Source organism: Pedobacter humicola (assembly GCF_056490705.1).
The window spans coordinates 1-19,073 of sequence record NZ_JBWJIG010000007.1; the positions used below are offsets into that span (position 1 = coordinate 1).

The window sequence follows — 19,073 nt, forward strand, 5'->3', positions numbered from 1 at the left end:
TGAAATCCCCAACATAATACACTAGCGAATTCTTATTTTTAGCGGTGGGTGATATGTACTTTTTGAAATATAGCTAGATATGTTTTTATCTCATTGATCTACTTGAAGCACAAATTAGGCCATATGCGATAAACTTGCGTAAGAATGGTATTACAGATATATAGACGATGAAAGCCTTGCTAGTCTACTATATTTGATTGCACGGGTTGGGATATGGGAAGAATGATTGCTTGGCTGTCGAATGCGCTGGTATTTTCGAACCTTGGAAATCTTTCGGCCGATGATTTCCTTCATCCCGCCAAGGCTGTGTCCAAACCGGATGGAACCGAGTATGGTGACACAAAATCGCAGTTTGCCGCCTGTACCGAAAACAAACTGATTCCCCCACGCCAGCAAAAAAGCCTGGCGATTAACTGCAAAAATATGTCACACATCTCAAACAGAAATACCAGATTGAAATATTTTATCTATATCAACTTTTGGTCATATGTAAAATTGATAAGGAGATCATCTTTGATATTTTCCTCTAGATAAATCGATTTAGAATTTAGAAAAAATAGTATCTTGGTCTTTTGTGCCCGAAAGGGTTTATCCTAGATATGCCATGAAAAATACCAGCCTATTGATCATATGTTTAACAGTTCTGTTACTGGGGAATTATTGCGGGAATGCTTTGGCTCAGACTGCAAAGCTGCCTACAAAATGGACAACTGAGGCCATGACCGCTGCAGTTCCCTTTCCTGAATATCCGCGCCCTCAGCTCGTTCGCGGGGAATGGAAGTCGCTAAATGGCAAATGGGACTATATGGGTGGAAAAGAAAAAGCACCGGCACTAAATCCCAAAGTACCAGTTGAATTTACAGGCAGGGCAGAGCAAATCCTCGTGCCATATTGCCCCGAATCGGTAATTTCGGGAATAGAGCGTAAGCAGGAAGTGAACATGTGGTACCGCAAGCGTTTTGAGATTCCGCAGAACTGGAAGGGGAGGAATATAATGATCAATTTTGAAGCGGTTGATCACGACGCGACGGTATTTGTGAATGGAAAAAAGGCTGGTTCGCATTCTGGTGGGTATGACGCCTTTTCCCTTGATATCACCCGGTTGCTAAAGGCCGGAAGCAACGAGCTGATCGTGGCCGCCCATGATCCCAACGACGGTAGGACACCTTCGGGCAAGAATGGGCCGCGAGGTGACTATACTTTTAGCTCGGGCATCTGGCAAAGCGTATGGCTCGAACCCGTAAGTACGTTACACATCAAAAATATCAGACTTTTACCAGATCTGGAGCATAGCAGGCTCCAGGTTACGGTTGATGCAGGTTTATCTACCCTGTCCGCGGTAGCGCTTGATGGGAAGAAGATCGTTTCGCAGGCGGAGGGGAGTTCCGGTAAAACATTTTATCTACCCATCGCAGATCCAAAACTGTGGTCACCGGAAGTGCCTTTTCTTTACGACCTAAAAATCACGCTCAAAGACAGTAATGGTAAAACCACCGATGAAATCAGCAGTTATTTTGGTATGCGGGAGATCAAGCTAGGCAAGGTGGCGGACGTTGTGCGGCCACTGCTTAACGGTAAGTTCGTGATGCAGCTTGGGCTGCTGGATCAGGGCTATTGGCCGGATGGTGTTCTGACCGCTCCAACGGATGAGGCACTAAAATCGGATATCGTATTTACCAAGAAAGCCGGTTTTAATTTGATCCGCAAACATATGAAGACCGAGCCGAAGCGTTTTTATTACTGGGCAGATAAACTGGGCATCCTGTTATGGCAGGATATGCCGGCGATCTGGTACCAGAACGAAGATACAGCAAAAGTGCGTCCGGCTTTCCGTAAGGAACTTAAAGCAGTAATGGATGAACACTACAACTCACCATCAATTATTGCCTGGGTACCCTTCAACGAAAATTGGGGTGCCTTCGATGTGCCGGAGATTACCGACTGGGTTAAAAAATATGACCCTTCCAGATTGGTGAATGGAAATTCAGGATTTAACAACAATCCGGGCTATCAGAAGGCTGCCGGTGATCCGGGAAATGGCGACTTTGTGGATACGCACATTTACATTGGTCCCTATGATGCTTCTAAACCCGATGCTAAAAGAGCGGCCTCTCTTGGCGAGTTCGGTGGGGTAGGGCTTTTTGTGAGAGACCACATGTGGCCCGTAGAGAACAATGCCTATGCTTACGAACCAACCATTTCAGCGCTTACCGATAAGTATGTGCTCCTGATGAGTCAGGTAGAGCAGCTGATGAAATATAAAGGGCTGAGCGTTGCTGTGTATACACAAACGACAGATGTTGAACATGAGGTAAACGGGCTGCTGACCTATGACCGAGCAGTCGAAAAAATGGATATCAAGCGGGTAAGTGAAATCAATACGGCGGTAATTGCTGAGGGTAAAAAACTAAATTCTCCTGAAGGTCGTTAACGAATAACAAAAATCCGTAGCAGATATTATAACGTCATCTGGCAAAGATCGATTATCACTAAAACATATTTGAAAAAGTCAGATGGTAACATCTGACTCCATAGATAGGGAAACATCCGATTGCACCAAATAATCTTAATAAATTTGGGGTAAATAGCGAACGGATTATTTGGTGATTTAACTTCGTATTTGAAAGATATTCTGTTAAATATAAATATCGCACAAGATTCTTCTTAGAATAAGATAAATGTCATTAAAATAGCGCTTTTTTAAATAAAATATCAATTTTAAATGGCATCTAAATTAATAATTATATATTTGCAACCTTGAAAGTAAACAATTTAACTGATGTTTTTATTTAGTGATCTGCGTTTTGCTTTTAATAGAGCCATAGGAATAAGGCTTTTTTAATTTTGAAGACAACCTAAACAACTTGAATGCTTAATTTAGTTCTCTTTGGCCCTCCAGGGGCGGGTAAAGGCACCCAATCTGAAAAGCTGATTGCAAAATATCAGTTGGTACACGTTTCAACAGGCGATCTTTTTAGAGCACACGTTAAAGGAGAAACCGAATTAGGAAAAAAAGTTAGTCAATTGTTAGCTGATGGGGAATTGGTTCCTGACGCCATTACAATTGCCATGCTTGAAGAAGAGGTAGATAAAAATCCGGATGCTAAAGGATTTGTGTTTGATGGATTTCCGCGTACCGTTCCACAAGCGATTGAGCTTGATTTATTTTTAGAGCGTAAAGGCAGTAAAATTGCCGGTGTTATTGCTTTGGACGTTGATCAGGACGAATTGACAAAACGTATCGCCGAGCGCCATAAAATCAGTGGCCGCCCGGATGACGATGCTGAAAAATTGAAAAAACGGATTTCAGAATATTTCGATAAAACCATCCATGTACTGCCTTATTATGAGGAGCAGGGAAAGTTGAATAAAGTAAACGGAATTGGCGAAATTGAAACGGTATACAATGATCTTTGCGCAGTAATTGATCAGTATAAAGTATAAAGTCCGGGTAGCAAGTATTAGGTATCAGGTAATAGGTATCAAGAAGCCAGTTTAAAGTAGTAAGTATCAGGGAAGGGTTTTAATTAAATTCCCGATCCAATATTCAAAAACATACAAGGAGTTATAATGTTAAAAACGTTATAACTCTTTAATTTTAAAGGAACTATCATCCCCGACGTTCCAATATTAACATTTCAATAATAAAATATGTCACAGGGTTCGAATTTCGTAGATTATGTAAAAATTTGTTGCCGTTCTGGTAAAGGCGGTGCAGGTTCGGCACATTTACATCGTGATATTTTAACATCAATGGGTGGTCCCGATGGTGGTGATGGCGGCCGTGGCGGCCACATTATCGTTAAGGGGAGTATCCATATCTGGACATTATTGCACCTTAAATACCGCAAGCATATTATTGCCGAGGATGGTGGTGCAGGAGGTAGTTCGCATAAATTTGGCAAGCAGGGAACGGATGAGATTCTGGAAGTTCCGCTTGGAACCATTGCCAAGGATGCTGAAACAGGAGAAGTACTTTTTGAAATTACCAAAGATGGCGAGACCAAAATTTTAACAGCCGGGGGCCGTGGTGGTTTGGGTAATGCACATTTTAAAAACTCTGTTCAACAAACACCACGTTTTGCACAACCGGGCGAACAGGGAAAAGAGGTATGGAATGTGCTCGAATTGAAGGTTTTAGCGGATGTTGGTTTGGTTGGTTTCCCTAATGCAGGAAAATCCACTTTACTTTCAGTAGTTTCTGCTGCCAAACCCGAAATTGCCGATTATCCTTTTACCACGATTGTTCCAAACCTGGGTATTGTAAGTTATAGGGGTGGGAAATCTTTTGTTATGGCAGATATTCCAGGGATTATCGAAGGCGCATCAAAGGGTAAAGGTTTAGGCTATCGTTTCTTGCGTCATATTGAACGAAACTCGGTGCTTTTATTTATGGTTCCGGCCGATACGAGCCGAAGTATCAAAGAAGAATACGAAATTCTTAAACGCGAACTGGAGTCTTACAACCCGGAATTAATGCAAAAACCACATGTATTGGCCATTACCAAATCCGACATGCTGGATGAAGAGTTAATGGAGGAGATGAAACAGGATCTGCCAAAAATCCCATCCATATTTATCTCGTCAGTGGCGGAGAAAAATATTCTTGAACTGAAAGATATGCTTTGGAAAGCGATTGAAGGATAGGTAGTTCAATGGTCAGTAGCTCATGAGAGATGGAGCATTAAATAATTGAGTGTAGCCCGATGAACTAATGATGAATAAACCAATCAGCATTTGCCCTTTTTGAACAATGAACCGGTTAACTGATTTTAACAATTAACCTGCGATGCTAGGCTCTTACACGGTCTACAACCAAACCTATCCATTCTTTAAATAATAATTCCCATGTTTCTAATGCGGCGGCATTTGGAATAATGAGATCACCTAATTCAAAATCAGTGTTTTCAGCAAAATTGGTTGGATAATATTCGATTTTACGCTTGGCCTGCCGATCGAAAATGAGTTTTGCCCGTTGAATATGCCAGGCACTGGTAACCACTAGAATTTTAGCGCCGGGATTATTTTTTTCAATAAGTGCCAGACTGTATTTTGCATTTTCAATTGTGTTTCTACTTTGGTTTTCGATCAAAATTGCTGAATCCGGAATGCCGATTAATTTCAAATATTTGATGGCTAAATCGGCTTCTTTAACCTGTTTATTGATCAGGTTTGCATTCCCGCTACTTAAAAGTATTTTGTTGATCTCACCTTTCTTGTAAAGCGCAATAGCTTGAAATAACCTATCGCTAGACCAACCGAAGGCAATTTCATTATTCCGCTTATTTAATCCTGAAAAACCGCCAAGCACAATCCCCACGTCATAATGTTGTATTTCTGGATAGTCTGCTTCATAGGCGTTCATCACTTTTCCTACAATAAAAGTATTCGCGAAAAAGAAAAAAAGAATCAATACAAATACTAAATACCGTTTCCTTTTTTTTGGATTTTTAGATGCGATTGCAAAGATCAAAAGCACAAAAATCCACACCATTGGTTTTATGAGGAACAGCAAAAGCTTCGAGAGGATAAAAATCATGTATAGAAATTATCCCGTAAAACTAATAAATTGTTTAAAAGTTATAAGCTTGAGCGGCATTAATTGGTTAAAGTCAATGCAATAACCAATTAATGCTTATTGTTTTTATCCCTGTCCTTCTTGCACCTGTCCGTTTTCATGGGCATTCTCCAAAATCTCTTTCACATCCGATTTGCGCTTCTTGGCAACGGTATGTTTAAAATGAGGTACTTCATGTTCAACAATATCTTCTTCAATAGCCTCTACACCAAACACCTTCTCTTTTAAAAGATTGTATTTATCCTGAAAACCATAGCGTAGATTTTTAGCTCCTCCAACAATTTTTCCACGTGTACCTGCGCCGCTATCTGGGGCAAATAAGATACTGATCACTGCCCCCGCCGCTAAACCTGCCACTAAGGCCAGTGCTATTTTAGCACTGTTATCTGATTCGTGCTTTAAATATTTTCCGATTAACTTTCTGTATTTCATAACGTAGCATTTTTAAAAAGAACAAATGCCGGATGATAATGTTTGCTATTTTTTGATTTGGAAACTAATACTTAAATTTTGGGATAATTAAACCGGGTTCAATCTTCATTTTAAAAAAAAGACCTGCGTTTTGCTTAAGTTTAAAGTTAATGCACAATATTTGGCATCTAAAATCAATTTATAATGGTTAAAGCAACAATAAACAAAGAGCACTATGCGTGTTCGGTAAGCAATGGTTCTCATGATATTATAGTAGACGAACCTATAGAACTGGGCGGCACGCACAAAGGTTTTGCACCAAAGGGATTATTAATGGCTTCTTTGGCATCGTGTGTAGCCATTACCTTAAGGATGTATGCTGATAGAAAAGAGTGGCCGATTGATAAAATAGAGGTAGAAGTTAACATTGATACCGAAAATGGTGAAACCATATTTTTTGAAGAAATAACCTGCACGGGGGTACTTACTGAAGAGCAAAAAATCAGACTGGAAGAAATCGCAGCAAAGTGTCCGGTAAGTAAAATCCTGGCTGCCGGTCATGAGATCAGATCAAAGGTGCTTTAGCAGATAGAATAGTGCAAAACTCCTTTGCACATTCATAAAAAGCTTTAATATCTTTGTAACCCCCAGTGTTCGCTGTGGTAAAAAATAAGTTATGCCTACCGAAATAAAATGTCCCAATTGTGCCCATGTTTTTCCGATGGAAGAAGCCATGGCCGAAGATTATAAAAAAGAGCTCCGCGAGAAAATGTTATCGTTTACCAAACAGCGGGATAAAGAATTTCAGGATAAGGTAGCGGCTTTGGATGCTGAAAAGCTTCAACAACAAAAGGCTTTTGATGCACAGTTAGCTGAAGAAAAAACCAGGCTTAAAGATAACCTTGAAGAAAACCTGCGTAAAAGCATTACGGCTGATTTCGAAACCAAACTGCAGATGCTCGAAGGCAATGCGAAAGACAATGCGGAAAAATTAAGACTGGCGCGTGAGAAAGAACTGGAGTTTTTACGTCGGGAGGAAGGTCTTAAAGTGAAAGAGGAAGAAATGGAACTGGCTTTTCAACGTAAAATGCAGGAGCAGCGTAACGAGTTGGTGGAGCAGATCCGCAAACAGGAGGCAGAAAAAAACAGCATTAAAGATACCGAACACCAATTGCGTTTAAAGGAGCTGGAAAAACAGCTAGACGATCAGAAAAAACTGGCCGAAGAGATGAAACGCAAGGCCGAGCAGGGCAGTATGCAACTGCAGGGAGAGGTACAAGAACTGATTTTAGAAGAATTGTTGCGTACCAATTATCCTTTCGATTTAATTGAAGAGGTTGGGAAAGGGGTTCGTGGTGCAGATTGTGTGCAGGTGGTACGCAACCAGTTTGGCCAGGAATGCGGCAAAATTATTTATGAAAGCAAACGTACCAAAGATTTCGGTGGCGACTGGATCGAAAAGCTGAAAAAAGACATGCGGAGTATGGGCATTGATGTTGCGGTAATCGTAAGTCAGTGTTACCCTAAAGGTATGGATTGTTTCGGGCAGCGTGATGGGGTTTGGATCTGTTCTTTCGAAGAAGTAAATGCTGTAGCCTATGTTTTGCGTGAGGGGATATTGCGATTGGCCGGAGCGGTAAAATCGCAGGAAAACCGCGGCGAAAAAATGCACATGCTATACGATTATCTGATGGGGGCCGAATTTTCAGAGCAATGGAAAGCCATTAGGGAAGGTTTTATGAGCATGAAATTATCTATCCAACGCGAGCGTGATGCCATGGAGCGTTTATGGAAAGCCCGCGAAAAACAGTTGGAAAAAGTATTGTTAAATGCTACCCACATCAGGGGCTCGATAGAAGGAATTGCAGGGAGTGATAGTGTGCAGTTAAGTTTGACTGATGATGACGATGATACGTTGCTTTTAGAGTAAGTTATCGTAGATTAGACCTTGCAAGTTTCGAAAACCTGTGAGGTCTTGACAATAATTTTTGACTGAATGAGTATCCGAACAGATACGATTGATAGCTCATTATCATCAATTTGAACCAACCAAAACCTGCAAGTTCAAATGTGGTATAAATAATAATAACAATAAATAAATAACATGAATAAGAAACCTAACCAATCCTTTAACCGCTCAAAAATCCTTACTTTAATATGCACTTTGCTATTTTTTGGGGATGTTTTCGGGAACGTTCCCGAAAAGAACTTGAAGTCACCTGATGGCAATCTGGTGGCCAGCTTTGCTCTGGCCGAAGGCGGTGTGCCTACTTATAGTCTAAAATACAAAGGCAAGGAGGTTATCAAAACAAGCAAATTGGGTTTGGAACTTAAAGATGGCAGATCTTTAATGAATGGCTTTGCGGTTACTGATACCAAAACCAGCACTTTTAACGAAACCTGGAAACCGGTTTGGGGCGAAGTAAAAGAAATTGTAAACCATTATAACGAGCTGGCTGTAACGCTAACACAAAAAGAAAGCAACCGTTATATTATTGTACGTTTACGTTTGTTTAATGATGGTTTAGGTTTTAGATATGAATTTCCGGAGCAGAAAAACCTAGATTATTTCGTGATCAAGGAAGAGAAAACCCAGTTTGCCCTGGCTGGCGATCATAAAGCATTTTGGCTTCCGGGCGATTATGATACCCAGGAGTACAGTACGGTAACTTCAAGTTTATCGGAAGTTCGGGCTAAAATGAAGGCTGCAGTAACGCCGAATGCATCGCAAACTACTTTTTCGCCAACGGGTTTACAAACGCCTTTGATGATGAAGAGTAAAGATGGTTTGTATATTAACATCCATGAGGCGGCCCTGATCAATTATTCTTTGATGTCGCTAAATCTTGATGATAAAAACATGGTTCTGGAATCGTGGTTAACACCTGATGCCGTTGGGGATAAAGGCTATATGCAGGCACCATGTTTGTCGCCATGGCGCACCATTATCGTAAGTGATAAAGCTGGCGACATTTTAACTTCAAAACTTACTTACAACTTAAACGAACCAACCAAGTTTAAAGACGTATCGTGGATCAAACCAACAAAATATGTTGGCGTTTGGTGGGAAATGATTACCGGTAAAAGCACCTGGGCCTATAACGATTTAACGAGTGTACAATTGGGCGTAACCGATTATGCCAAAACAAAACCGAACGGAAAACATGCCGCAAATACCGCACATGTAAAAGAATATATCGATTTCGCGGCTAAAAATGGTTTAGACGCTGTTTTGGTTGAAGGTTGGAACGAAGGCTGGGAAGACTGGTTCGGTAAAACGAAAGATTATGTTTTTGATTTTGTAACGCCATATCCCGATTTTGATGTAAAAGAATTACACCGTTATGCCGCAAGCAAAGGGATTAAAATGATTATGCACCACGAAACATCTTCGTCGGTACGTAATTACGAACGCCATTTAGATACCGCTTATAAATTTATGAAAGCCAATGGTTATGATGCCGTAAAAAGTGGTTATGTAGGCAATATGATCCCCAGGGGGGAGCACCATTATGGACAATGGTTAAACAACCATTACCTGTATGCCATACAAAAAGCTGCCGAATATAAAATTATGGTAAATGCACATGAGGCAGTTCGCCCAACAGGCTTGGCCCGTACCTATCCAAACTTAATCGGAAATGAATCGGCCAGGGGAACAGAGTACGAAGCTTTTGGAGGCAACAATGCCGATCATACCACCATCTTGCCATTCACCCGTTTAATCGGCGGCCCGATGGATTACACACCAGGCATCTTTGAAACCAGGGTAAGTGCTTATAATCCTGAAAATACTTCTTTTGTGCACAGCACACTGGCCCGTCAGCTGGCTCTATACGTAACAATGTACAGTCCGTTGCAAATGGCTGCTGATTTGCCAGAAACCTATAACAAATACATGGATGCCTTTCAGTTTATTAAAGATGTGGCAGTAGATTGGGATGATACCAAAGTTTTGGAAGCAGAGCCTGGCGATTACATTACTTTTGCGCGTAAGGCGAAAGGTAAAAACAATTGGTTTGTTGGCCGTACCAATGATGAAGAAGCGCGTACCTCTAAAATTGATTTCAGCTTTTTAGATCCTGGTAAAAAATATACAGCAACTATTTACGCCGATGCAAAGGATGCCCAGTACGAAAGCAACCCTAAAGCTTATACCATCCGTAAAATGGAAGTAACGAGTAAAACCAAACTATCTCAATATTGCGCACCAGGAGGAGGCTACGCGATCAGCATTATGGCAAAATAATTTTGTGCTGTCTTTGTTGCCAACTGACACTTTTCCAGTCGTAGCATCCCGCTACGACTTTTTTGTTTTATCTATAGCTGGTTTACCGCAGATTTAATTGATTACCACAGAAATGATTTGTGGCATCAGATGGTAACATGCGGCTGTACCTTTCTTTCATTATATCTTATTTTATAATATCTTAGCCAAACCATTAAATCAAGTAATATTACCATGCCCAGAACCAAAAATCACATCGAACTTCAATTTTTAAGCGAACCCTCTGACGTAAATTATGGTGGTAAGGTACATGGGGGGATGATGATGAAGTGGATTGATCAGGCTGCTTTTGCCTGTGCCTTACAATGGAGCCAGACTTATTGTGTAACGGTTTATGTGGGTGGGATCAGGTTTTTTCATCCCGTTCATATCGGACATCTGGTTAAAATGGAAGCACGCATCATTTACACGGGTAAAACCAGTATGCATATTGCTGTTGATGCCTTTTCGAAACCTGTAGGACAAACTGATTTTGTAAAAAACACCCATTGTATTATTGTTTTCGTTGCTGTGGATGACGATGGACAGCCAAAACCGATCCCAGCTTTTAATCCGAAAACCGAAAAGGAAATTGCCATGCATGGTTATGCCATTAAGCTAATGGAATTGCGCAAGAGCATTGATAAGGAAATGGAGCCGTATATTGTGTAGCGCAGGGTGGATGGCATTTTGTGGCATAGTCTATCCCTGTCTAACCACAGAGCGCACAGCGTTAAGTGTTTGGCGGCGGCATTTTTCCATCTTCCGTTTTCCATTTTTTATTTACCTCTGTGGTAAAACGGAACCTAACCTACCACGGGCAAACTAAAACAAAACTTACTACCTTCGCCAATGGCACTTACCACCCATATTTTTCCTTGTTCTGCTTCTATAAAATCTTTAGAAATGGCCAGACCTAATCCTGATCCTGATTTATTCTGTCCATCGGTAGGTACCTGAAAATACCTGTCGAATAATCTTTTCTGATATTTTTCATCAATACCCTTTCCAAAATCGCGTACCGAGAATTCTATAAACTTATCTTTTTGAAAAACATCGATCATCACTTTCGATTTTTCGGAGCTGTAACGCAATGCATTGGATAAAAAATTGACCAATACCCAGGCTGTTTTTTGAATATCGGCATTTACACTTGGTAGATTCTCATCACAGTGGAGTACAAGTTCAATTGATTTTTGTTCGGCCTGAAACTTAACCGCATCAATGGCGTATTGAACAATTTCTTCTGGTTTGGTAATGGCAAAGCTGAGCTTTAAATTACCGGTTTCTACCTGCGAAAGGTCTAAAAGTTCGCTGGTAATTTTTAAAAGCCGGTCGCTATCTTCTTTGATGTGGTTCAGCAGTTCGTGCTGTTCTTCGTTCATGTCGCCCACACGCGTATCATTAAGCAGTTTTAAACTCATTTTAATAGATGACAAGGGCGTTTTCAGCTCATGGGAAACCGTGGCTATAAAATTGGTTTTGGCCTCATCAAGCTCTTTAAACTGCGTAATATTTTTTAAAGTGTAAACACTTCCGGCCGATTTTGAAGAGGCAATTAATGTTTTTTCTTCCTGTTCTTCGTAATTCGGAATAATGATTTCGCGGTTCTCTAACAGGAAATAAGATTCCTTGTCGTCAGCGTAGATTTTTAAGGTATTATCCGCTGTTTCGGGTTTAATGATCCTTTTTAACAATTCGTTCTTCTGCATCAGTTCCGCCACATTCTGGCCGACCACTTTATCCTCATCTAAACTCATCAGCTTTGCTGCCAAATGATTTAAGAACAGTATCTCACCTTTTTCATTCAAACCGATAATGGCATCCTGCATTTGTGCAATAATGGCTTCGATACGCGATTTTTCTGATTTGATTTTAGATAAGTTGCTGTTTTCCCATTCATTTAACTTCACTACCATACCGTTAAAAGAATCGGCGAGTTCCGTAAATTCATCATCATTTTCGAAATGCAGGCGCTGTTTATAATTTTTGCGACTGATCTGTTTAATGGCGGCACTAAATTCGGCAAGCGGATTGGCCACAAAACCTGGAAAGTTGACGATGAAGGTAAAGAGGATAATAAAACTCAAGGTAGCCGCAATCATGATATATAGATTTGCCCTTGAGGAGGCTTCGTTGGCCAGTTCATTTTTATCATAAATGGCTTTCATGTTTACCTGCTCAATATTTTGAAAGGCTATGCGTAAATCTTTGAGGCTGTTTTCTTTTGTGGTAGATTGAGCGTTATTCAATAAACCAAATGCTTTTTCCAGTTTCTGAAAAGCCACTTTTTCGCCAGGCTCGGTGATATTTTTTCCTTCGTTTTTGAGGTTTTCGGTAAATATGCCCAGTTGCTTTTGGCTTAGTGGAAATTGGTTTTGATCTATAACATTGCGCATGGCAGCAACGTATTTGAGGGATTTGTAGTTGTCTTTAAGGATTACCTTCGATTTGTCTGACAGCTCGTTTAAGTAAAAGAGCGCGATTAATCCGAAGGATAATACGATTATAAAGAGAAACCCGAATCCGAGGCGGAGTTTGGTCTTGATTTTCATCTGTTTTTATTTTTTAACCGCAAAGGGCGGAATGTTCTTTCTAAGGGAGCGCAAAGCGATTTGTGCCCGGTTTTTTGTGATAAAAATAGGTTATAATTAAATCTGTTTCTCGATTAACTAAAATACATAACAGCTTGTTAAATAAATAGCATCTTGTTTGGCCTATAACCAATAGCTATGCCAGTAGCGTCTTTGGTTTTTTAAGTTGTTGTTTTTTAATTAGATATGGTGTTTTTATGATTTGAGCTGAGCAAAAAACCTTTTCATTTTGGAAGGGTTTTTACCATTTTGAAATGTTGTTTTGGAGCTTAAAAGAACTGAGTTTGTTCACTAAATTTGATAGAAGCGATATCCCCGATGAAATCGGGATGCCGTGAAGAGCAGGGCAAACATTCCTATAAAGCGCAGGCTTTGCTTTTCAACAAAATAAATACGTTTTCATTTTTTTTGGAAAGCAGTTAGGTAGCATTTAGGATAATGCAGTCCTGCTGTACGCTTTACTGCGTGCCGCTTCCATCAGGTTTAAATGGCGCAGCTGGTAATAATATTTGGGGTTGCAGGGTGCAGAAAATGAAAGTTTTTTTTAAGTTGAGTGATTTAAACTTTATAGCACAGTTTTTTGTTCCTAAACCCGGTTGGAGCGGATACCGGCCCGGTGCTTAAAGCCTGCAGGCGTATAAGCGGAAGACGGGACTGATGTTACCATGAAATACAGGCTTTGCTTTTCAAAAAAATAAATACGCTTTTGTCTTTTTTTTGGAAAGCAGTTAGGTAGCATTTAGGACAATGCAGTCCTGCTGTACGCTTTACTGCGTGCCGCTTCCATGAGGTTTAAATGGCGCAGCTGGCAATATTTGGGGTTGCGGGGTGCAGAAAAAATAAATAAAGATTAGAATTTAATAAATTTTTCTATCTGCTCGTTGGTGAACTTGATCGTATCTGCCTGGGTAAAGTTGCCTTCGGCGTCAAGCTCTGTTTTAATATTCGGAATGTGTAAACGCAGCGGTAAAATATGGAGGTGGATATAATGGCAAACACCTGTAAAATGATCTACACCACGGATGTTGCCGTATTTGCCTGAAGAAATACCAACCAGCGCCGCTTTTTTATCATAAAAACTATCTGGGAAATTCGAGGCATCTATCAACACTTTTAATACGCCCGGATAACTTCCGTTGTACTCGGGCATAATGAACAGAAACTTTTCGGTATTATTGATCATGTTCTGGATTTCCTGAAAAGCTTCCGATCTTTTGCCGTACATATCGGTATTCAGCACATCCATGGGGAGGTGTTCCAAACTGAACAAATGCGCAGCAACACCTTTTTCTTTTAGCTGCCTTTGGTAATATTTGGCAACTTTTAGCGTATTGCTATTGGGTCTGTTTGTAGCGGCTATAATTGTGATCATGGATAATTGTTAATAAGATGTGTAAAACCCAAATGCGCTTCTTGCTAAAATTGCCATATAGTTTGTATCTTAGCTGATTGTGAAAAAGGCCGTAAACCATGCAAAAATAGAACTTTTTGCCAATTAAAACGCATAATAACACAGCCCAAATAAACGTTACGTAAATTTCGGATACATAGATGAGCAAAATTATTGCATTAGCAAATCAAAAAGGTGGTGTTGGTAAAACAACTTCCTCTATAAACCTGGCTGCGAGTTTGGCCGTATTAGAATATAAAACTTTACTTGTTGATGCTGATCCCCAGGCAAATTCAACTTCAGGTATCGGTTTCGATCCCCGGAACATTAAAGATAGTATTTACGAGTGTATCATTAATGATATTGACCCTTTACAGGCTATTCAGAAAACAGATACCCCGAATTTAGATTTACTGCCTGCACACATCGACTTGGTTGGTGCAGAAATCGAGATGATCAACCTCAACAACCGCGAGTACAAAATGAAAGCAGTTTTAGAGAAAATCAAAGATCAGTATGATTTTATCATCATTGATTGTTCTCCATCGTTGGGTTTAATTACCATTAATGCTTTAACGGCTGCCGATTCGGTTATTATTCCGGTTCAATGCGAGTATTTCGCTTTAGAAGGTTTGGGTAAATTATTAAATACCATCAAAATTGTTCAGAACCGTTTAAACCCTGACCTCGAGATTGAGGGTATTTTACTCACCATGTACGATGTGCGTTTACGTTTATCGAACCAGGTGGTAGAAGAGGTTAAAACACATTTCCACGAGCTGGTTTTCGATACCATTATACAGCGTAATACACGTTTGAGCGAGGCACCAAGTTATGGTGTTTCTGTAATTATGCACGATGCCAATTGCAAGGGTGCCATTAATTACCTTAACCTAGCCCGCGAAATTGTGAAGAAAAACGGCCTGTTAAAGGAGGAAGAAAACATTGGAACAGCAACTTTATAAATTATAGATGACATCTTTTCAGCGAAAAACAGGTTTAGGAAGAGGGTTAAGTGCGCTTTTAGATGATAGCGAATCTGCTCATCCGCCGAAACAGCAGGTAAATGCTGTTAGCGAAACCGAGCAGATTGGCAATATCAGTCACGTAAGTTTAACTGAAGTTGAAACCAATCCATTTCAGCCACGTACCGAATTTGACCAGGTTGCTTTAAACGAGCTGGCCGATTCGATAAAAATACAGGGTTTAATCCAGCCGATTACCGTTAGGAAATTGGGCGCAAATAAATACCAGTTAATTTCGGGCGAACGTAGGTTCAGGGCTTCGAAACTGGCTGGGTTAACACAGATTCCTGCTTATATCCGAAGCGCCAACGACCAGCAGATGTTGGAAATGGCCTTAATCGAAAATATTCAGCGCGAAAATTTAAATGCCATTGAGGTAGCCCTGAGTTTTCAAAGGATGATTGATGAGGTAGGCTTAAAACAGGAACAATTGGGCGAGCGTGTAGGTAAAAACCGTACAACGGTTACCAATTACCTACGTTTGTTAAAACTTCCACCAGCAATACAGGCTTCTATCCGCGACCAGAAAATAAGTATGGGCCATGCAAGGGCCTTGATTAATGTTGATGGTGTGGATAAACAATTGTTCATCCATCAGGAGATTTTAGAAAAAGGTTTATCGGTACGTAAGGTAGAAGAAATTGTGCGCAATTTGCAACATATACCTTTACCAGCCAGTGAGAAACCCAAAGTAAAAGGTGTTTCTTTCCAATACCAAAAACTACAGGATGATCTGGCCTCTAAATTTGCTACCCGCGTAAAGTTAAAAGTAAGTCAGAACGGGAAAGGTGCAATTGAGATTCCCTTTATGAGTGATGACGACTTGAACAGGATTTTGGAGTTATTAGACTGGTAATGCAAGAGACTAAGCTTTTAATACTCGTTTCTTTATTTACATTTTTTCTTGTGAACCTTGCTTCAGCTCAGGTTAAGGATTCTGTATTAAAACCTGTTGATACCTCAAAAAAAATTAAACTATCCAAATCATTAGATACCGCGGCCAAAAAACCATTGACCAGGAAGGATTCGATGAAGGCCAAATACGTAAATCCTGGTAAGGTTGCAGGCAGGAAGGCGGTTTTTAGATCAATGCTGATACCAGGTTGGGGGCAGTTATACAATATACAACTGTTGAAAGATGGTTATGGCACAAGGGCGGGCAAAAGTCAGGTATTACAGAAATTGTATACCGGCGGTAAAATTGTGGCCATTTATGGCGGTGCTACGGCACTAACCTTATCCTATCTGGACAGCAGAAAAAATTATAGCCGCTTTTTGGCAGAAGCACAATACCGGGAGGACAATCCTGGCAAGAAATCGGATCAGGGTTTATCGCAATATACCAACCAGGGAATATTAGATGGAAAAAGTCTTTATAAAAGGAATTCGCAGATTGTCCTTTTCTCTTATGGTTTACTTTATGCCGCCAACATTGTTGATGCTTACGTGGCGGCACGTTTGCATTTCTTTAATATCGATAATGACCTTTCTTTTAAGGTTAGACCATCTATGATCAATTCGAGTACCATATATGGCTTTAATGCTACACCAGCTTTAAAACTATCGCTAACCTTTTAAGAAATGAAACCATAAATGATTTCTCCGATATCAATATGAAATCTTGATCGTTTTATTACCTTTAAACCATCAAAGGTGTCTTAAAGACTGTTAAAATAATAAAAACTGAAAAAAATATATAGAAATGAAAATTGCGCTTTTAGGTTATGGCAAAATGGGGCAGATTATCGAAAAATTTGCACTGGAACGCGGTCACGAAATCGTTTTAAAAATATCAATCGATAATCAGGAAGATTTGACCAGACAGAATTTAAAATCAGCAGATGTGGCGATTGATTTCAGTACGCCAGATTCAGTTTTGAAAAATATTGATGCCTGTTTTGATGCCAACGTTCCCGTAGTGGTGGGTACAACCGGTTGGTATGGTAAACTGCAGGAGGTGAAAGACGATTGCAACAGCAGTAACAATACCCTGCTTTATGGGTCTAACTTTAGTATCGGCGTAAACCTGTTTTTTAAGCTGAATCAAACCTTGGCTAAACTGATGAACAATTATCCCGCTTATGAGGTACAGGTAGAAGAGATTCACCACACCCAAAAGTTAGATGCACCAAGTGGTACGGCCATTACGCTAGCCGAAGGCATTGTAGATAACTTGGAAAGAAAGCAGGAGTGGTTAAACGAAGTGGTAGGAACTGATGTGGAATTGTTTCCAAAAGCTGAACAATTACTGATCGAATCGCACAGAATTGAAAATATTCCAGGTACGCACACGGTAATTTATAGCAGTGAAGTGGATGAAATTGAAATCAAACACACTGCACACAATAGGGCTGGTTTTGCTTTAGGTGCAGTGGTGGCAGCAGAATGGGTGAAAGATAAAAAAGGATTTTTCAACATTACTGATATTTTTGAATAGAAGACAGTTTTCAGTTAACGATTGGCAATTTTCAATTAACCAGTTTATGCAGTTAACCGATTAACCGGTCAAAAGTAAAACGGTGAAATCACGCAATCTGTGAAATCACACCAATGGAAGTACAGACAACAGGTAACCGATTCAGTTGATCGTAAACCAAAATTAAGATATATGAATTATAAATTCTGGCAGAAGAAAAAAGATGCCCCAAAAAAGAAAAAAACCAAAACCCGCGAGTGGGTAGATGCGATTGTTTTTGCAGTAGTAGCCGCAACCATTATCCGCGTATTCTTTATAGAAGCCTATACCATTCCATCTGGTTCAATGGAAAGATCTTTACTGATCGGAGATTTTCTTTTTGTAAGTAAGGTAAATTACGGTGCTCGAATCCCGATGACGCCAGTGGCCTTTCCCTTTGCGCACCATACCATGCCTTTAACTACATCAACCAAAGCGTATTGGGATGGCGTACAGTGGAAATACCACCGTTTGCCAGGTTTGTCTAAAATTAAAAGGAATGATGTAGTCGTTTTCAACTTTCCTGAAGGTGATACTGTTGCTGTTGAAAATCAGGCCGATAGTTACTATAATCTGGTTCGTAACATGGGCCGCGAACAGGTAAGAAGTACCTATACCATTATCGATAGGCCGGTTGATAAGCGTGAGAATTTTATTAAACGCTGTATTGGTATTCCGGGTGATGTGATTTCGATGAGCAATGGTATCGCCAGCGTAAATGCTAAACCTGAGCCATTAAAAAATACGGGTATGATGCCTTACCGTATCGTATTTAAAACCATGGATTTTAACTACGCTGCGCTTGATGAGTTTAACCTAAACCTGGGAAATACACCTGCAGAAGCTGCGAATACCTATGTGGTAGATGCTTCGCCAGAAATTGCCGATAAGCTGAAAACTTTTGATTTCGTAAAATCGGTAACCCTCAATCCTGATGCACCAGGACCAGTTCAGGGAGGTGTTTTTCCTAACGATCCGAACCGTGTTTGGAACAGGGATAATTTTGGCCCGATTAAAATTCCTTCAAAAGGATGGACGGTTAAAATCGATAGCAATACAATGCCATTATATTACAGGGCCATCAGAACTTACGAAGGAAACAAAGTAGAACAAAAAGCTGGTGTATGGTACATCAACGATCAGGTAGCCACTAACTATACTTTTAAAATGGACTATTACTGGATGATGGGTGATAACCGCCACAATTCAGCCGATTCGCGCTATTGGGGTTTTGTGCCAGAAGACCATATTGTAGGTAAAGCTTTATTTGTTTGGATGAGCTGGGACAGTACCGCATCTTTCTTGCACAAGATCAGATGGAGCAGATTGTTTATGGGCATTCATTAATAAAAT

Annotated in this window: 16 protein-coding genes; 12 read left to right on the plus strand and 4 right to left on the minus strand. The window is 40.2% G+C overall.

Going from position 1 to position 19,073, the window contains the following annotated elements; translation table 11 throughout:
• The first annotated feature begins 604 nt into the window (after positions 1-604).
• The 3 genes from AC04Q1_RS12670 (at position 605) to obgE (ending at position 4,647) form a co-directional block, all read left to right on the plus strand.
• Positions 605-2,431, plus strand: a complete 1,827-nt coding sequence (locus tag AC04Q1_RS12670; RefSeq protein WP_478364968.1) for a glycoside hydrolase family 2 protein — start codon at positions 605-607, stop codon at positions 2,429-2,431.
• Between the two features lie 437 nt (positions 2,432-2,868).
• Entirely contained in the window at positions 2,869-3,444 is a 576-nt protein-coding gene (locus AC04Q1_RS12675) for an adenylate kinase (protein ID WP_478364969.1), read from the plus strand.
• A 207-nt stretch (positions 3,445-3,651) separates the two neighbouring features.
• Complete coding sequence (obgE, locus tag AC04Q1_RS12680) at positions 3,652-4,647, plus strand: GTPase ObgE (RefSeq protein ID WP_478364970.1); 996 nt, start codon at positions 3,652-3,654, stop codon at positions 4,645-4,647.
• A gap of 145 nt (positions 4,648-4,792) precedes the next feature.
• Here the strand turns inward: obgE and AC04Q1_RS12685 are convergent, their stop codons facing one another.
• A complete protein-coding gene (locus tag AC04Q1_RS12685; protein WP_478364971.1) occupies positions 4,793-5,494 on the minus strand; it encodes a YdcF family protein in 702 nt (233 codons plus the stop codon).
• A gap of 150 nt (positions 5,495-5,644) precedes the next feature.
• The gene (locus AC04Q1_RS12690; RefSeq protein WP_138818195.1) at positions 5,645-6,010 is read right to left on the minus strand and encodes a YtxH domain-containing protein; all 366 of its coding nucleotides are present in this window, start codon (positions 6,008-6,010) and stop codon (positions 5,645-5,647) included.
• A 183-nt stretch (positions 6,011-6,193) separates the two neighbouring features.
• Between AC04Q1_RS12690 and AC04Q1_RS12695 the strand changes: the two genes are divergently transcribed.
• The 4 genes from AC04Q1_RS12695 (at position 6,194) to AC04Q1_RS12710 (ending at position 10,928) form a co-directional block, all read left to right on the plus strand.
• Positions 6,194-6,574, plus strand: coding sequence for an OsmC family protein (locus AC04Q1_RS12695; protein WP_478364972.1), 381 nt, complete (start codon positions 6,194-6,196; stop codon positions 6,572-6,574).
• A gap of 91 nt (positions 6,575-6,665) precedes the next feature.
• Positions 6,666-7,919 (plus strand): DUF2130 domain-containing protein, encoded by a 1,254-nt coding sequence (locus AC04Q1_RS12700; RefSeq protein WP_478364973.1) that lies wholly within the window; start codon positions 6,666-6,668, stop codon positions 7,917-7,919.
• A 174-nt stretch (positions 7,920-8,093) separates the two neighbouring features.
• Positions 8,094-10,238 carry a glycoside hydrolase family 97 protein gene (locus tag AC04Q1_RS12705; RefSeq protein WP_478364974.1) on the plus strand — a complete coding sequence of 715 codons (2,145 nt, stop codon included), beginning with the start codon at positions 8,094-8,096 and terminating at the stop codon, positions 10,236-10,238.
• Between the two features lie 213 nt (positions 10,239-10,451).
• Positions 10,452-10,928 carry an acyl-CoA thioesterase gene (locus AC04Q1_RS12710; protein ID WP_478364975.1) on the plus strand — a complete coding sequence of 159 codons (477 nt, stop codon included), beginning with the start codon at positions 10,452-10,454 and terminating at the stop codon, positions 10,926-10,928.
• A gap of 134 nt (positions 10,929-11,062) precedes the next feature.
• On the opposite strand, the gene AC04Q1_RS12715 is transcribed toward AC04Q1_RS12710, so the two are convergent.
• Both AC04Q1_RS12715 and AC04Q1_RS12720 read right to left on the minus strand, forming a co-directional pair.
• Complete coding sequence (locus AC04Q1_RS12715; protein ID WP_478364976.1) at positions 11,063-12,811, minus strand: ATP-binding protein; 1,749 nt, start codon at positions 12,809-12,811, stop codon at positions 11,063-11,065.
• A gap of 889 nt (positions 12,812-13,700) precedes the next feature.
• Positions 13,701-14,222, minus strand: coding sequence for an NADPH-dependent FMN reductase (locus AC04Q1_RS12720; RefSeq protein ID WP_478364977.1), 522 nt, complete (start codon positions 14,220-14,222; stop codon positions 13,701-13,703).
• A 179-nt stretch (positions 14,223-14,401) separates the two neighbouring features.
• Here AC04Q1_RS12720 and AC04Q1_RS12725 point away from each other — a divergent pair, with 179 nt between their 5' ends.
• From AC04Q1_RS12725 to lepB, 5 genes are all read left to right on the plus strand, one after another.
• The gene (locus AC04Q1_RS12725; protein WP_029280114.1) at positions 14,402-15,205 is read left to right on the plus strand and encodes a ParA family protein; all 804 of its coding nucleotides are present in this window, start codon (positions 14,402-14,404) and stop codon (positions 15,203-15,205) included.
• Between the two features lie 7 nt (positions 15,206-15,212).
• On the plus strand, positions 15,213-16,121 hold the full coding sequence (locus AC04Q1_RS12730; RefSeq protein WP_478364978.1) for a ParB/RepB/Spo0J family partition protein: 909 nt from the start codon (positions 15,213-15,215) through the stop codon (positions 16,119-16,121).
• Positions 16,121-16,843, plus strand: coding sequence for a DUF5683 domain-containing protein (locus AC04Q1_RS12735; protein ID WP_478364979.1), 723 nt, complete (start codon positions 16,121-16,123; stop codon positions 16,841-16,843). The genes AC04Q1_RS12730 and AC04Q1_RS12735 overlap by 1 nt, the downstream gene beginning before the upstream one ends.
• A 124-nt stretch (positions 16,844-16,967) precedes the next feature.
• Positions 16,968-17,702, plus strand: coding sequence for a 4-hydroxy-tetrahydrodipicolinate reductase (dapB, locus tag AC04Q1_RS12740; protein ID WP_478364980.1), 735 nt, complete (start codon positions 16,968-16,970; stop codon positions 17,700-17,702).
• A 171-nt stretch (positions 17,703-17,873) separates the two neighbouring features.
• A complete protein-coding gene (gene lepB / locus AC04Q1_RS12745; protein WP_478364981.1) occupies positions 17,874-19,067 on the plus strand; it encodes a signal peptidase I in 1,194 nt (397 codons plus the stop codon).
• Positions 19,068-19,073: the final 6 nt, after the last annotated feature.

Coding starts and splice junctions, on each gene's coding strand:
- AC04Q1_RS12670 (WP_478364968.1), top strand. CDS start 605: ATGAAAAATACCAGCCTATTGATCATATGTTTAACAGTTCTGTTACTG.
- AC04Q1_RS12675 (WP_478364969.1), top strand. CDS start 2,869: ATGCTTAATTTAGTTCTCTTTGGCCCTCCAGGGGCGGGTAAAGGCACC.
- obgE (WP_478364970.1), top strand. CDS start 3,652: ATGTCACAGGGTTCGAATTTCGTAGATTATGTAAAAATTTGTTGCCGT.
- AC04Q1_RS12685 (WP_478364971.1), bottom strand. CDS start 5,494: ATGGTGTGGATTTTTGTGCTTTTGATCTTTGCAATCGCATCTAAAAAT.
- AC04Q1_RS12690 (WP_138818195.1), bottom strand. CDS start 6,010: ATGAAATACAGAAAGTTAATCGGAAAATATTTAAAGCACGAATCAGAT.
- AC04Q1_RS12695 (WP_478364972.1), top strand. CDS start 6,194: ATGGTTAAAGCAACAATAAACAAAGAGCACTATGCGTGTTCGGTAAGC.
- AC04Q1_RS12700 (WP_478364973.1), top strand. CDS start 6,666: ATGCCTACCGAAATAAAATGTCCCAATTGTGCCCATGTTTTTCCGATG.
- AC04Q1_RS12705 (WP_478364974.1), top strand. CDS start 8,094: ATGAATAAGAAACCTAACCAATCCTTTAACCGCTCAAAAATCCTTACT.
- AC04Q1_RS12710 (WP_478364975.1), top strand. CDS start 10,452: ATGCCCAGAACCAAAAATCACATCGAACTTCAATTTTTAAGCGAACCC.
- AC04Q1_RS12715 (WP_478364976.1), bottom strand. CDS start 12,811: ATGAAAATCAAGACCAAACTCCGCCTCGGATTCGGGTTTCTCTTTATA.
- AC04Q1_RS12720 (WP_478364977.1), bottom strand. CDS start 14,222: ATGATCACAATTATAGCCGCTACAAACAGACCCAATAGCAATACGCTA.
- AC04Q1_RS12725 (WP_029280114.1), top strand. CDS start 14,402: ATGAGCAAAATTATTGCATTAGCAAATCAAAAAGGTGGTGTTGGTAAA.
- AC04Q1_RS12730 (WP_478364978.1), top strand. CDS start 15,213: ATGACATCTTTTCAGCGAAAAACAGGTTTAGGAAGAGGGTTAAGTGCG.
- AC04Q1_RS12735 (WP_478364979.1), top strand. CDS start 16,121: ATGCAAGAGACTAAGCTTTTAATACTCGTTTCTTTATTTACATTTTTT.
- dapB (WP_478364980.1), top strand. CDS start 16,968: ATGAAAATTGCGCTTTTAGGTTATGGCAAAATGGGGCAGATTATCGAA.
- lepB (WP_478364981.1), top strand. CDS start 17,874: ATGAATTATAAATTCTGGCAGAAGAAAAAAGATGCCCCAAAAAAGAAA.